General features: G+C 72.8%; 13 protein-coding genes. 5 read left to right on the top strand and 8 right to left on the bottom strand.

The window, feature by feature from the left end:
- Positions 1-43 precede the first annotated feature (43 nt).
- Positions 44-922 carry an NAD(P)H-binding protein gene (locus tag AB0C78_RS44485; RefSeq protein WP_360760641.1) on the top strand — a complete coding sequence of 293 codons (879 nt, stop codon included), beginning with the start codon at positions 44-46 and terminating at the stop codon, positions 920-922.
- Between the two features lie 22 nt (positions 923-944).
- Here AB0C78_RS44485 and AB0C78_RS44480 read toward each other — a convergent pair whose 3' ends face one another.
- Positions 945-1,889: a Rieske 2Fe-2S domain-containing protein gene (locus AB0C78_RS44480; RefSeq protein WP_360760638.1), complete on the bottom strand. Its 945-nt coding sequence runs from the start codon at positions 1,887-1,889 to the stop codon at positions 945-947.
- Positions 1,890-2,151: 262 nt separating this feature from the next.
- Between AB0C78_RS44480 and AB0C78_RS44475 the strand changes: the two genes are divergently transcribed.
- Genes AB0C78_RS44475 through AB0C78_RS44465 form a run of 3 tightly spaced genes read left to right on the top strand, consistent with a single transcriptional unit; the run spans position 2,152 to position 5,206 of the window.
- The gene (locus tag AB0C78_RS44475; protein ID WP_360760636.1) at positions 2,152-3,423 is read left to right on the top strand and encodes an ABC transporter substrate-binding protein; all 1,272 of its coding nucleotides are present in this window, start codon (positions 2,152-2,154) and stop codon (positions 3,421-3,423) included.
- Positions 3,423-4,358: a sugar ABC transporter permease gene (locus tag AB0C78_RS44470; protein WP_360760633.1), complete on the top strand. Its 936-nt coding sequence runs from the start codon at positions 3,423-3,425 to the stop codon at positions 4,356-4,358. Before AB0C78_RS44475 ends, AB0C78_RS44470 begins: the two co-directional genes overlap by 1 nt.
- Complete coding sequence (locus AB0C78_RS44465; protein ID WP_360760629.1) at positions 4,355-5,206, top strand: carbohydrate ABC transporter permease; 852 nt, start codon at positions 4,355-4,357, stop codon at positions 5,204-5,206. Before AB0C78_RS44470 ends, AB0C78_RS44465 begins: the two co-directional genes overlap by 4 nt.
- Positions 5,207-5,239: 33 nt before the next feature.
- On the opposite strand, the gene AB0C78_RS44460 is transcribed toward AB0C78_RS44465, so the two are convergent.
- From AB0C78_RS44460 to AB0C78_RS44435, 6 genes are read right to left on the bottom strand one after another with little or no spacing between them, the layout of a single operon-like run.
- Entirely contained in the window at positions 5,240-6,001 is a 762-nt protein-coding gene (locus AB0C78_RS44460) for a DeoR/GlpR family DNA-binding transcription regulator (RefSeq protein WP_190868246.1), read from the bottom strand.
- A gap of 56 nt (positions 6,002-6,057) precedes the next feature.
- Complete coding sequence (locus AB0C78_RS44455; RefSeq protein ID WP_360760625.1) at positions 6,058-6,966, bottom strand: carbohydrate kinase family protein; 909 nt, start codon at positions 6,964-6,966, stop codon at positions 6,058-6,060.
- A complete protein-coding gene (locus AB0C78_RS44450; RefSeq protein ID WP_360760623.1) occupies positions 6,966-8,270 on the bottom strand; it encodes an alpha-glucosidase/alpha-galactosidase in 1,305 nt (434 codons plus the stop codon). The genes AB0C78_RS44455 and AB0C78_RS44450 overlap by 1 nt, the downstream gene beginning before the upstream one ends.
- On the bottom strand, positions 8,264-9,112 hold the full coding sequence (locus AB0C78_RS44445) for a class II fructose-bisphosphate aldolase (RefSeq protein ID WP_360760621.1): 849 nt from the start codon (positions 9,110-9,112) through the stop codon (positions 8,264-8,266). Before AB0C78_RS44445 ends, AB0C78_RS44450 begins: the two co-directional genes overlap by 7 nt.
- The gene (locus AB0C78_RS44440) at positions 9,100-9,984 is read right to left on the bottom strand and encodes a hexose kinase (protein WP_360760618.1); all 885 of its coding nucleotides are present in this window, start codon (positions 9,982-9,984) and stop codon (positions 9,100-9,102) included. The genes AB0C78_RS44445 and AB0C78_RS44440 overlap by 13 nt, the downstream gene beginning before the upstream one ends.
- Complete coding sequence (locus AB0C78_RS44435) at positions 9,984-10,853, bottom strand: sugar isomerase (RefSeq protein ID WP_360760615.1); 870 nt, start codon at positions 10,851-10,853, stop codon at positions 9,984-9,986. Before AB0C78_RS44435 ends, AB0C78_RS44440 begins: the two co-directional genes overlap by 1 nt.
- Before the next feature lie 207 nt (positions 10,854-11,060).
- On the opposite strand from AB0C78_RS44435, the gene AB0C78_RS44430 reads away from it, so the two are divergent.
- A complete protein-coding gene (locus tag AB0C78_RS44430; protein WP_360760612.1) occupies positions 11,061-11,459 on the top strand; it encodes a VOC family protein in 399 nt (132 codons plus the stop codon).
- Positions 11,460-11,505: 46 nt separating this feature from the next.
- Here the strand turns inward: AB0C78_RS44430 and AB0C78_RS44425 are convergent.
- Positions 11,506-13,628: phosphocholine-specific phospholipase C (locus AB0C78_RS44425; RefSeq protein ID WP_360760609.1), on the bottom strand; the 2,123-nt coding region annotated here is incomplete at its 5' end.

Below are 13,628 nucleotides of genomic sequence, written 5' to 3'. Positions count from 1 at the left end.
GCGCCGTTCCGGCGCCGCCCTCCCACCGCATTCGGAGACTCCAATGATCGTCATCACCACGCCCACCGGCAGGATCGGCCGGCGGGTCGTCGACGGCGTGCTCGCCGCCGGGGCACCGGCCCGCCTGATCGTCCGCGACGCGTCCCGGCTGCCCGCCGAGGTCCGCGAGCGCGCCGAGGTCGTCGAGGGCTCGCACGGCGACCCCGACGTCGTGGCCAAGGCGTTCGCCGGCGCCGACGCCGTCTTCTGGCTCGCGCCGCCGGACCACCGGGCCGCGAGCCTCGACGACATCTACTCCCGCTTCGCGGAGCCGGCCTGCGAGGCGTTCAAGAGCCAGGGCGTCCAGCGGGTCGTCGCCGTCTCGGCCCTCGGCCGCGGAGTGCTGCCCGACGCCGGCCACGTGACGGCCACGCTGGCGATGGACGACCTGATCGCGGGCACCGGCGTGCACTTCCGGGCACTGACGCTGCCGACCTTCATGGACAACATGCTCGGCCAGGCCGAGAGCATCAAGAACGACGGCGTGTTCTTCTCGGCGCTCCCCGCGGACCGCAAGCTGCCGACCTGCGCCTGCCGCGACATCGCCGACGCCGCCGTGCGGCTGCTGCTCGACCCGGAGTGGACGGGGCGCGGCGACGTCCCGGTGCTCGGCCCGGAGGACCTGTCGAACGACGACATGGCGCGGATCATGTCCGAGGTGCTCGGGCGGCCCGTCCGCTACCAGCGGGTCTCCGTCGAGGCGTTCAAGCAGAGCATGCTCGCGCGCGGGGTGTCCGAGGCGAACGCGCAGGGGCTGGCCGAGATGATGGTGGCCAAGGAGAACGGCCTCGACGACGCCGAGCCGCGCACCCCCGAGACCTCCTCGCCCACCACCTTCCGCCAGTGGTGCGAGGAGGAGCTGAAGCCGGCCGTCCTCGGCTAGCCCGCGGGCACGGGACGGGACGTCAGGAGACCCGCGCCATCCGGCGGCGGGCCGCCCGGCCCATCCGCTCGGTCGGACCGGCGTGCGCGCCCTCGCCCTTGCGGGCCGGCGCGCCCGCCGGCGGCACGCGGACCTCGATGCGCCCGTCCCGGACCCGCGCCTCGAAGCGGGGCTCCGGCGTGCTGGCGGGGCCGCGCACGATGCCGCCGTCGGAGAGCCGGAAGGTGCTGTCGTGCCACGGGCACGTGACGCAGCCGTCCGCGATCGTGCCCTCGTCCAGCGGCCCGCCCATGTGGGTGCACGTGGCGGCCAGCGCGTAGATCTCCCGGTCCGCCCGGTAGAGCATGATCCGCACGCCGTCCGCCTCCACCGACCGGTGCTCGCTGTCGGGAAGCTCGTCCTCGCCGAGGACCGGCGTCCAGTCCTGCGGACCCTCCTGCCAGGCGGTGCGGTTGACGTTGACGCCCCTCACGAAGGACAGGTGGCCCCCGAGGTAGGCGCTGAACCCGAGCACCGCGAACCCCGCGAGTCCGAGGGCCTTGCCGGCGCGGCGGTCGCCGCGGGCCCGCATGGCGATGGACGACCCGTACAGGCCCAGCGCCAGGGTGTTGGCCGCGGCGTGGACCATGCCCACCCGCCGTTCGGCCCCGAGGGTGTCGGCCCAGTCGTTCAGCCCGGACAGGGCGGTCGGCACGGCCGCGGCCACGCCCGTGATCGCCAGCAGGTCGGCGGCGGTCTCGGCGTCGGGTCCCCCGGCGGCGTCCAGCAGCGTGGACATGCTCCAGGCGCCGACCGCCACGTCGGTGAGCGGCGGGTGCAGCGGATGGCCCAGGTAGGTCCCGCTGAGCAGGTTGCGGACGATCCGCGGCCGTACCACCCGCTGGACCGCGGAGCTCAGCGGTCCGGCGACCTTGTCCAGCACCTCCGCCTGCTCCAACCGGCGCACCATCCTGTGCGGCATGCTCATCACTGCCTCCCCAAGGCCCAAGAGAACGGTCACGTCCCGCGACCGCACGACGTCGCTCGTCCGCTCCCTATCCGCCCTGCGGGATGCAAAACGCGTCCTCGACAAGCAGGATCACGCATCCTCGATGCAACATTGTGATCGATTGTCGGCGTTACCGACCAGCAACCCACGAAGAAGTGGCGAGAACCCTTGCTCCATGAGCGATTGTGTTCTAAAGTGCCGCGCATCCTGCACAATCGAGCACGAGCATCTGGAGGCGATCATGAGGCAGCCGAGCGGTCGCCGGATCACCGCGCTGGTCACCGGGGTCGCCTTGGTGGCCGGCCTCTCCTCGGCCTGCGGCTCGGGCGGCGGCGGCGACGCGAAGAAGATCACTTTCTGGCACGGGTACACCGACGTCCAGGCCGAGACGATCACCAAGCTCGTCGGCGAGTGGAACGGCGCCCATCCCGACCAGAAGGTCGAGCCGGTCTTCAGCAACAACGACAACACCCTGCAGAAGACCCTCGCGTCCTTCGTGTCCGGCAAGGCGCCGTCGGTCGCCTACCAGTACGGCTCGTCGATCACCGCGCTGACCGGGCGCCACCAGACCCAGGATCTCACCTCGCTGGTCAAGGGCAGCCCGGACGTCGACTGGAACGACTTCTACCCGGCCGCCCGCCAGGGGGCCACCGTGGGCGACAAGATCTACGGGATCCCCGCGCTGGTCGACAACCTCGGCCTCGTCTACAACAAGAAGATGTTCGACGCCGCCGGCCTCAAGTACCCGACGCCGGACTGGACCTGGGACGACTTCAGGAACGCGGCGAAGAAGCTGTCGGGGGACAACAAGTACGGCTGGGCGTACGTCAACGACGGGACCGAGGACACGGTCTGGCGCTTCCTCGCCCTCCTCTGGCAGGCCGGCGGCGACCTGCTCGACTCCGCGAACAAGAAGGCCGCGTTCAACTCGCCGGCAGGGCAGCAGGCCATGCAGCTGCTGCACGACATGGCCGTCACCGACAAGTCGGTCTACCTCGACACCGGCGACCAGCAGTACCTCAACCTGTTCAACTCCGGCCGCGTCGGCATGCTGTGGACCGGCCCGTGGGACCTCGGGCAGATCAACAAGGACGTCTCGTACGGCGTCCAGTACCTGCCCGGCAAGGCCACGCACGCGACGATCTCCGGCCCCGACTACTACATGCTCTTCGACAAGAAGGCCCAGAAGACCGCGTGGGCGTTCCTGAAGTGGCTGACCTCGCCGCAGGTCCACCTGCGGTACGCCACGCAGACCGGTGACCTGCCGCTGCGCGCGTCCGAGGAGAAGCTGCCGGGCTACAAGGACTACCTGGCCAAGTACCCCGGCAACAAGGTGTTCATCGACAACCTCAGCAAGAACGTCACCAAGGCGCGGCCGAACATCAAGCAGTACCCGCAGATCTCGCAGGTGCTCGGCCAGGCGGTGCAGGCGGTGCTGCTCGGCAAGAAGCAGCCGCAGGCCGCGCTCGCCGACGCCGCGAAGCAGGTCGACGACGTCCTGGCGGGCTCCTGATGGCGTCCACCGCGCTGACCGCGCCCGCCGCGAAGGACCGGCGGCCGCGCCGGTCGCGGCGGCGCCTCGGCGAGCACCTGGCGGGCTGGGGGTTCGTGTCCCCGGCCATCCTGCTGATCGGGATCTTCGGCATGCTGCCGGTGCTGTGGTCGTTCTGGCTGTCGTTCCAGGACACCGACCTGACCTCCCCCGGCACGTTCGCGGGCGGCGCCAAGTACGCCGAGCTGGTCAAGGACCCGCTGATGTGGGACGCCGCGAGGCGGTCGGCGATCTACACGGTGCTGTTCGTGCCGCTGACGATGGTGCTCGCGCTGCCCATCGCGGTGCTGCTCAACCAGAGGATCCGCGGGATCACGCTGTACCGGATGGCGGTGTTCGTCCCGCTGGTGACCTCCACGGTCGCGACCGGCATCATCTTCAACTGGCTGCTGAACCCGCAGTTCGGCCCGGTCAACGCCGCGCTGTCCAAGGCGGGCCTGCCCAAGCAGGGCTTCTTCCAGGACCCGAACCAGGCGCTGTTCGCGCTGGTGGCGATGACGGCGTGGGGGTGGCTGGGCTTCGCCGTCATCATCTACCTGTCGGCGCTGCAGAGCGTCCCGAAGGACCTGATGGAGGCGGCGGCACTGGACGGCTGCGGCCGGCTGAAGGCGTTCCGGCACGTCGAGCTGCCGCTGCTGGCGCCCGCGTCCGGCTTCCTGGTCGTCTGGCTGACGATCAACTCGCTGCAGCTGTTCGACGAGGTGTACGTGACGACGAAGGGCGGGCCGCTGCGCGCCACCACCGTCATCGTCTACCACCTGTACAACAAGGCGTTCGTGGACTTCGACGGCGGCTACGCGGCCGCGGTCGGCTGCGTGCTGTTCCTGGTGATCCTGCTGGTGACGGTCGTGCAGCTCGCGATCACCCGCCGCACCTCCTTCTACGAGGGCCGATGAGCATGACGACGATGAACGCGCCGGCCGCGCGCCGGCTCCGGTTCCGGCGGCCGAGCCCGCTGCACCTGATCCTGCTGCCGATCGCGCTGGTGATGGTGACGCCGCTGCTCTGGATGGTGCTGCTGTCGATCTCCACCGAGGCGGAGACCCGCCGGTTCCCGCCCGGCCTGCCGTCGGGGATCGAGTGGCACAACTACACCGACGCGCTGCACGACGCGCCGCTCGGGCACTGGCTCGGCAACAGCGCGATCGTGTCGGTCAGCTGCGTGGCCGGGAACCTGGTGTTCTGCTCGCTGGCGGGCTACGCGTTCGCCCGGATCCGGTTCCTCGGCAGCAGGGCGCTGTTCGTGGCGGTGCTGGCGACGCTGATGGTGCCGTTCCAGATCGTCATGCTGCCGATGCTGATCATGGTGCGGACGCTCGGGCTCACCGACACGCTCGGCGCGCTGATCGTGCCGAACCTGGCGACCGCGTTCGGGATCTTCCTGCTGCGGCAGTTCTTCATGACGGTCCCCCGGGAGCTGGAGGAGGCCGCGCGGATCGACGGCGCGAACAGGCTGCGGATCCTGTTCCAGGTGATGCTGCCGCTGATGCGCCCGACGCTGGCGACGCTCGCGGTGCTGACGTTCCTGCAGACGTGGAACGACTTCCTGTGGCCGCTGATCGCGGTGCAGAGCCCGGAGCACATGACCGTCCAGCTGGGCCTGCAGACGTTCCAGGGCTCGCACACCACGAACTGGCCGCGGCTCATGGCCGGCACGGTGATCAGCCAGCTGCCGGTGTTCGTGCTGTTCTTCGTCGCGCAGCGGTTCTTCGTGCGGTCGGTGGCGACCGCGGGCCTGAAGTAGCCCCCCGGCTCGGGCGTCGAGGTGGCCGGGGCCTCAGGCCACGGTCACCTCGACGCCCGCCGCCTGGATCCGGTCGAGCTCGGCGCGGTCGGCGCCGGCGTCGGTGATCAGCATGTCGACCTCGCCGATCGGGGCGATCCGGGAGAACGCGCGGTGCCCGATCTTGGACCCGTCGGCGAGCACCACGACCCGGCGGGTGGCCCGCATCAGGCAGTGGTCGGTGCGGGCCTCGATCTCGTCGTGGGTGCTGATGCCGGCCTCGGCGTCGATCCCGTCCACGCCGAGGAAGACCAGGTCGAGGCTGATGTCGGCGAGGGTGCGGTCGGCGATCGGCCCCACCAGCTCGTAGGACTCGGGGCGGACGCCGCCGCCGGTGACGACCAGGTCGATCGCGGGCCGCACGGACAGGTCGGCGGCGATGTTGAGGGCGTTGGTGACGACCTTGAGCGCGCGGCCGGTGGACAGCAGCCGGGCGAGCTCGGTGATGGTGGTGCCGCCGTTGAAGCCGACCGAGTGCACCGAGCCGTCGACCAGCCGGACCGCGGCCTGCGCGATGCGGCGCTTCTCCTCCTGGCTGCGGCCGCCGCGGTAGCGCATCGGCAGCTCGTAGATGACCTCGGCCGCCATCGCGCCGCCGTGCGTGCGCTTGAGGAGCTGCTGCTCCTCGAGCACCTGCAGGTCGCGGCGGATCGAGGCGGGCGAGGCCTGCAGCTCGGCCGACAGGTCGACCACGCTCACCGAGCCGTGCTCGGCGAGCCGTTCGAGGATGAGGGGAAGACGATCCTGCTGGCGCATCCGATCATCATAGAGTACTGAGGATGCGCGAACGTAGCTGTTTCAGCCGGAAATAATCAGGCAATGTGCGCGAGTGCTTCGGCGAGCGTCGGCTGACCCGCCGTGCCGCCAACGGCGCGCGTGGACAGCGCCCCGCACACCGTGCCCAGCGCGAGCGCGTGGGCGAGGTCGCCGCGGTCGAGCCAGCCCGCGAGGAAGCCGGCGTCGAAGCTGTCACCCGCGCCGACGGTGTCGACGGGATCGGCGCGCGGCGCGTCCGCGTGCACGGCCTTCCCGTCCCGCAGCGCGTCGGCGCCCTGGCCCCCGCGCTTGACGACCGGGACGCAGCCCGCCCCCGCCAGCGCGTCCAGCGCCTCGGGGAGCGCGTCACGACCGCTCAGCGCGAGCGCCTCTGCCTCGTTGGGCAGCAGGAACGTGCACTCGGCGAGCAGTCCCGGCGCGAGCTCCCAGCGCCCGGACGGGTCGTCGTTGGTGTCCAGCGAGGTCGTCGCGCCGGACGCCCGGTGCCCGCGCAGCAGCGCCGGCAGCGCCTTGGCGAGCCGCGGCTGGAGGAAGTAGGACGCGGCGTGCACGTGCCGGGCCGCGACGTCCGGGACGTGCTCGGGCCCGAACTCCGCCAGGCACCCGGACGCGGTGAGGATCGCCCGGTCGCCGCCGGGCCGGTTGAGGCACACGGTGAGCGCGGTCGGCAGCGCGTCGTGCCGGACGACCCGGGACACGTCGACGCCGGCGCCGCTCAGCGCGTCGAGGACGAAGTCGCCGGCGGCGTCCCGGCCGACCAGCCCCGCGAACGCGGTGGCCAGGCCGAGCCGGGCGGCGCCGTGCGCGGCGATCGCCGCGGACCCGCCGAGCGCGAGCACGCCGCCCCCGACCAGCGTCTCCGCCTGCCCGTAGGGCGGGACGTCGGGGGCACCGTGCACGAGGACGTCCGGGTTGGCGTCCCCGACGACCAGCAGGTCCAGCATCAGTTCCTCCGGAGCGCGGCGGGCAGTGCGTCGCCGTGCGCGGCCGTGAGCGCGTCGCACAGCTCGGCGATGCGCTCGACGGGCAGCGCCGCGGCGGTCGCCGGGTCGCACATCGCGGCGTGCCGGACGTGCGCCGGGTCGCCCTCGACGGCGGCGGCGACGGTCAGCTCCACCACGTTCAGGAAACCGCGGTTCAGCGCCGCGAGCTGCGGCGGAAGCGCGCCGACGTGGTGCGGGTGCACGCCCATGCGGTCGAGCGTCGCCGGTACCTCGACGCCCGCGCCCATCGGGAGGTTGGTGATCAGGCCGGTGTTGGCGGTGGTCACCTGGATGGTGCGGCGCTCGCCGGTGGCGAGGCTGTGGATCACCTGCGGCGCGTACTCGGTGGCGTCCTCGTCCTCGCGGGGCGCGGGGTACTCGCCGCGGGCCAGGCAGTCGCGGACCCGCGCGTACTCGGCGAGGTTCCCCTCGCTGATCTTCACGTAGTCGCCGACGGGGATGCGCAGCCGCTCGATCTCCGCCTCGTCCTTGAGGTACCAGGGGACGTACTCGGACGAGTGCTCGCTGGTCTCGGTCGGGTAGCGGCCGAAGCGCCGGTACATGTCGACGCGCACCCGCCGCCGCAGCTCGGGGTCGGCTTCGATGGCGGCGTCTAGCGCCGGGTACAGGTCGCGGCCCCGGTGCTCCCACTTCAGCACCCATGCCTGGTGGTTGACGCCCGCCGAGTGGTAGTCGACCTCCTCGTACGGGACGCCGACCAGCTCCGACAGGTCCCGGACGGTCCAGTACACCGAGTGGCACAGCCCGGCGGCCTTCACCTTCGGCGCGACCGTCGCGAGGTACTGCAGGTTCATCGCCATCGGGTTGGTGTAGTTGAGCAGCCACGCGTCGGGGCAGACGGCCTGGATGTCGGCCGCCAGCCCTTCCAGCAGCGGGAACGTGCGCAGCGCGCGGAAGATCCCGCCGATGCCGAGGGTGTCGCCGATGGTCTGCCGGACGCCGAACTCCGCGGCGACCTCGAAGTCCTTCAGCGTCGCGGCGTGCCCGCCGACCGCGACCATGTTGACGACCACGTCGGCGCCGTCCAGCGCGCGGCGGCGGTCGAGCGACGCGGTGATGACGGGCGCGGCGCCATGCTCCTTCGCGGTCAGCTTGGCCAGGCCCTCCGCGACCTCCAGCCGCTCGGGGTCGATGTCGTGCAGCGCGAGCCGGACGCCGCCGAGCTCGGGGTAGGAGAAGATGTCGCGGAGCAGCTGGCGGGTGAACTCGACCGAGCCGGCGCCGACGAAGGCGATGTTCAGCATGCAAGTCGTCCAATGCTCTCGGCGGGACGGGGCGCGATGACCTCCAGCAGGTGCACGACCTGCTCCCGCATGGCGTCGCGGGCGGGCGCGAGGTAGCGGCGGGGGTCGACCCCCCGGTCCAGGTTCGCGCGGACCGCCCCGGTGAAGGCGATGTTGAGGGCCGTGCCGATATTGATCTTTGTCATTCCCTGACCGACCGCGCGGCGCAACTCGCCGTCGGGCACCCCGGACGAGCCGTGCAGCACCAGCGGAACCGGGACCGCGTCGCGCAGCCGCGCGATCAGCTCGTGGTCGAGCGCGGCGGTGCGCTCGGTCATGGCGTGCGAGCTGCCGACGGCGACCGCGAGGGCGTCGACGCCGGTCGCGGCGACGAACGCGGCGGCCTCGGCGGGGTCGGTGCGGACGCCGGGGGCGTGCGCGCCGTCCTTGCCGCCGACCTCGCCGAGCTCGGCCTCCAGCCAGAGGCCGTGCTCGCGGGCCCAGGCGGAGGCCGCGGCGGTGCGGGCCACGTTCTCGTCGTAGTCGTGCTCGGACCCGTCGTACATCACCGAGCCGAACCCGTGGCCGGCGGCCTGGTGCATCAGGTCCTCGTCGGTCACGTGGTCCAGGTGCAGCGCGACGCGCGCCGCCGAGCCCTCCGCGACCGCGCGGGTGGCGGCGGCGATGGGGCCGAGCCGCCCGCCGTGGAAGCGGACCGCGTTCTGGCTGATCTGGCAGATGACCGGGCGGCCGGTCTCCTCGGCCGCCGCGACGATCGCCTCGGCGTGCTCCAGCGTGATCACGTTGAACGCGGCGACGCCGTGGCCGGGCCGCACCAGCTCGGCCGTCCTCACCAGGGGCATGATGTCTCCCTCACCTTCGTGGCCCGGCGGTGCCGCCGGAGGACGTCGGGGTCGAACTCGCCTGCGGCGGGCGCGGCGACCGCGGCGGCCGACAGCGCGACGGCCTCGCCGAGCGCGCGCGGCCACGGCGTCCGGTCGCGGAGCGCGACGGCGAGCGCCGCCGCCGCGGCGTCCCCAGCGCCCGTCGGGTTACCGGCGACGACCTCGTGCGGGACGGCCTCGAAACAGCCGCCGGGCGTGACGGCGACCATGCCATCGGCGCCGCGCGAGACGACCAGCGCTCCGGACTCCCCCAGGGCGGCGCGGTCCAGGCCCGCCGCCGCCATCTCGGCCTCGTTGGGTTTGAGCAGGTCGGGACGTGCTTCGGCGGCGGCGCGCAGCGCGGGGCCGCCCGCGTCCACCAGCACCCGGGCGCCCGCGTCCCGCGCCAGCCGGGTCAGCGTGGCGTAGGCGCCCTCCGGCAGGCCCGGCGGCAGGCTGCCGGACAGCACCGCCACCGACGCGCCGCCGGCGAGCGTCGCGAACGACTCCTGGAAGGCCGCCCACTCGTCCGGGCGGACGTCCGGCCCCGCCTCGTTGAAGATCGTCGCGTCGGTGTCGACGACCGTGACGGTCCGCCGCGTCTCCCCCGCGATGGCGGCGAACGCGTGCGGGACGTCCAGCGCCCCCGTCACCAGGGCCCCGGTGGCGCCGCCCGCCAGGCCCGTCGCCAGCGTCTCCTCGCCGAGCGCGTGCAGGACGCGGGCCACGTTCAGCCCCTTGCCGCCGGGACGCTCCAGCACCGACGCGACGCGGTGCGAGCCGTGCGGCGTCAGCCTGGGGACCCGGTAGGTCACGTCCCAGGCGGGATTGAGGGTGACCGTGAGGATCATCAGGACAGGATGATCGAGCGGGTCAGGTTGCGCGGCCTGTCCGGGTCGAGCCCCTTGGCCTCGGCCAGCGCCACCGCGAGCCGCTGGGCCCGCACGAGGTCCGCCATCGCGTCCGTCCCGGCCGCCTCGACCAGCGCCCCGGTGGCGGCGACCTGCTCGGGCAGGCCCTCCGGCGGCGTCCCGAAGAACCAGGTCAGGCTGTGCTCGTCGGTCACGCTGATCGGGCCGTGCCGGTACTCCATCGCCGGGTAGGACTCGGTCCACGCGCCCGCGGCCTCGCGGACCTTCAGCGCCGCCTCGTTGGCGATCCCGTTCGTCCAGCCCGCGCCGAGGAAGGTGAACTGGGCGCGCTCGACGGCGCCCTCGGGCAGCGGCGCCTCGACGGCGGCGCGGCACTGCTCGACCACGTCCGCGGGCAGCAGGCCGAGGTGCGCGCGCAGCAGCGCGAGCGCGGTCGTCGCGAACCGGGTCTGCACGACGGAGCGCTCGTCGGCGAAGTCGAGCACGACGCGGCCGCCGGCGAGGTCCATGATCGGCGTGTCCGGATCCCCGATCAGCGCCGTGGTCGGCAGGCCGGTCCGGCGCAGCAGGTCCAGGACCTCGGTCGTCGTGCCGGAGCGGCAGATCGCCACCACCCGGTCGTAGCGGCGCCCGTGCGGGAACTCCGACGCCGGGAACGCGTCGCTCTCCCCCGCCCCGGCCGCCTCCCGCAGCGCCGCGTACGCCTGGGCGATGAACAGCGACGTGCCGCATCCGACGACCGCGACGCGCTCGCCCCGCGCGGGAAGCCCGTCCACCCCGTCCGCCAGCTCGGCGGCGCGCTCCCAGCAGCGCGGCTGCGACGCGATCTCCTCAAGAACGAACGACACCGAGGCTCCTAATTGCTCGTTTGTGCGCCTTATGCGCCAGTAACGTACAAGAGTGAGCACATGTCGGCAAGTAGTCCGTCAAGGCGCCCTGCTCGGCCGGGCACGCTCCCGCCACACCGGAATGCGGTGCCGGCCATGCGATGAGTTCCGGGCGCTCCCCTGGTCTGCCTCACTGAAGGACCGACCGACACGAGAAGGGGAACCGCCATGAGCGACACGACCACCACCGGAACCGTCCGCAAGGTCGCGAACGTGATCATCCCGGTGCGGGACCAGGACCGTGCGCTGGAGTTCTACTGCGGGACGCTCGGCCTCGACAAGCGCGCCGACCAGCCGTTCGGCGGCGGCTACCGCTGGATCGAGGTCGCCCCGGAGGGCGCCGAGACGCCGATCGCGCTCTGCCCGCCGCCCGAGGGCACCGAGGCGGGCGGCCGGGACACCGGCATCGCGCTGGCGACCGCCGACATCGACGCCTGCCACGCGCGGCTGAAGGACGCCGGCGCCGACGTCGACGCCGAGGTGAGCCGCATGGGCGGCCCGGTCCCGCCGATGTTCTGGTTCCGCGACCCCGAGGGCAACACGCTGATGTTCGTCGAGGAGGCCTGAGCCGCCGCCCCGCCTCGCGCCGAGCGGGGCGGCGGGCGCCGCCCGGTCAGCCGGAGACCGACGGGCGGCCGTTCTCCAGGTGGCCCATCAGGCGGCGGCGGAACGCCGCGTCCTGGGACGTGCGGACCTCCACGTCGTACCAGCCGTGCTCGGTGGCCCAGGAGACCGTCACGCTCTTGCCCGCGGCCACCGTCGCCTTGCGGGTCGCCTTGCCGTAGGCAAGGGCGGCCAGCGTGAACGTGAGGGGCCGCGTGCCGCGGTTCCGGACGGTGATCTCGATCCGCCCCGCGTCGGCGGCGGCACGGGACGTCACGTCCGCTTGGGCCGCCGCGCCGGAGGCCGAGCCGGCGAACTCGCGCCGGAAGCCGTTCGGGCCCGTCAGCGTGAGACGGTACCGGCCGTCCTTCAGCGGGATCCGCTCGACCGCGCGTCCGGCCACGTCATAGTGGCGCGGCGTGCCGAACTCGCCCGCGTACGGGTACAGCGCGAGGTGCGAGGCGCGCGTGCCCCGCTCAGTCATGGTGACGACCAGGGCGCCCCCGTCGAGGCGCGCCGACGCATCGGTGCGGTACGGCAGCGGGCGCGCCGGCCGCGTCCCCGGCTCCGGCACGGGGTCCTTCTGGACGACGGGCGGGAGCGCGGGCCAGCGCAGGTAGAACTTCGGCGGCGTCCCCGGCTGCGGGACGGACGGCGGACCGGCGGTGCGGCGGAAGTCGAACGCCGAGGTCAGGTCGCCCGCGACGGTCCTGCGCCACGCGCTGATGTTCGGTTCGCGGACGCCGAGCCACCGCTCCAGGAAGCGGATCGTCGAGGTGTGGTCGAAGACCTCCGAGCACACGTACCCGCCGGCGGTCCACGGCGAGACGACCGTCATCGGCACGCGGAAGCCCAGCCCGATCGGCTTGCCGTCGTAGTGCTCGTCGGCGGCGTCCGCGGGCGGCAGCGGCGGCGGCACGTGGTCGAAGTAGCCGTCGTTCTCGTCGAACAGCAGGAACAGCGCGGTGGTCTCCCACGTCCGCCGGTCCGAGGCGATCGCGTCGAGGACCTGGTAGGTGATGCCCGCCCCCTGGATCGGGCTGCCGGACCCGGGATGCTCGGACTCGGCCGCCGGCGCGACGATGTAGGACACCGCGGGCAGCCGTCCCGCCTCGACGTCGGCGCGGAACGCCGCGCCGAGCGTGCCGCCGTCGCTCCGCCGCAGCGCGCGCTCGAACAGGTCGCGCTCAGGCCCCGGAAGCGCCGCGACGCCCTTGTCCAGGGCCGCGAGCATGACCTTCCGGTCGCTCTCGCCGGCCTTCGCGACGGCGCCGTAGAACTCGGTGAGGCTCTTGTACGCGCCGGCGGGCGCGAGCGCCTTCCGCATGACCTGCTTGAACGTGGTGAGGAACTCCAGCGGGTTGTCGGTGAAGTTGTCCCACTCCTGGTACACCTTCCACGTCCGGCCCGCCTTCGACAGCCGCTCCACGTAGGACGTCAGCGCGTACCCGGGGTGGTTCGCCTCGTCGTAGGCGTCGTTCTCGACCGCACGGTGCCCGTTCTGCTCGTAGCCGATCGTCCCGGTCCAGTGGTACGTCCTGTTGGGGTTCGTGGGGCCGAACACCGAGCAGTGGTAGGCGTCGCAGACGGTGAACGTGTCGGCCAGTTCGTACTGGAACGGCAGGTCCCGGCGGTCGTAGTGGACCATCGTCGGCATGAGCTTGGCCGCGATCCAGCCGTCGTGCCATCCGTCGCCGCGCGCCTTCTGGCCGGTGTCCCAGCCGTGGTCGACGCCCGCGATGTAGTTGACGTCCGTGAACGGCCCGTGCCCGATCGCGTCGCGGGCCAGGAACGGCTTGACGCGCCGCAGCAGGCCCGGCTGCTCGAGCACCGGGTGCCCGTCGCGCAGCTCGATCGCGTTGCGGTCGCCGAAGCCGCGCACGCCGCGCAGCGTCCCGAAGTAGTGGTCGAACGCGCGGTTCTCCTGCATCAGGAACACGACGTGCTCGATGGACTCCAGCCCGCCCGGCCGCACCGGCTGCCCAAGCGCGGCGTGCACCGACGGCGGCAGCAGCGAGGCGACGGCGGCGGCCCCGGCGGCCCCCGCGCCCGGGGGGGGGGAGGAGGGGCGGGGGGGGGCGGCGCGGGGGGAGTTGCGGGGGGGGGGGGGGGGGGAGTGGAGGTTGTTTTGGT

The organism is Actinomadura sp. NPDC048394 (assembly GCF_040651755.1).
Lineage (GTDB): Bacteria > Actinomycetota > Actinomycetes > Streptosporangiales > Streptosporangiaceae > Spirillospora > Spirillospora montaniterrae.
This window is presented reverse-complemented; position numbering and strand designations above follow the sequence as displayed.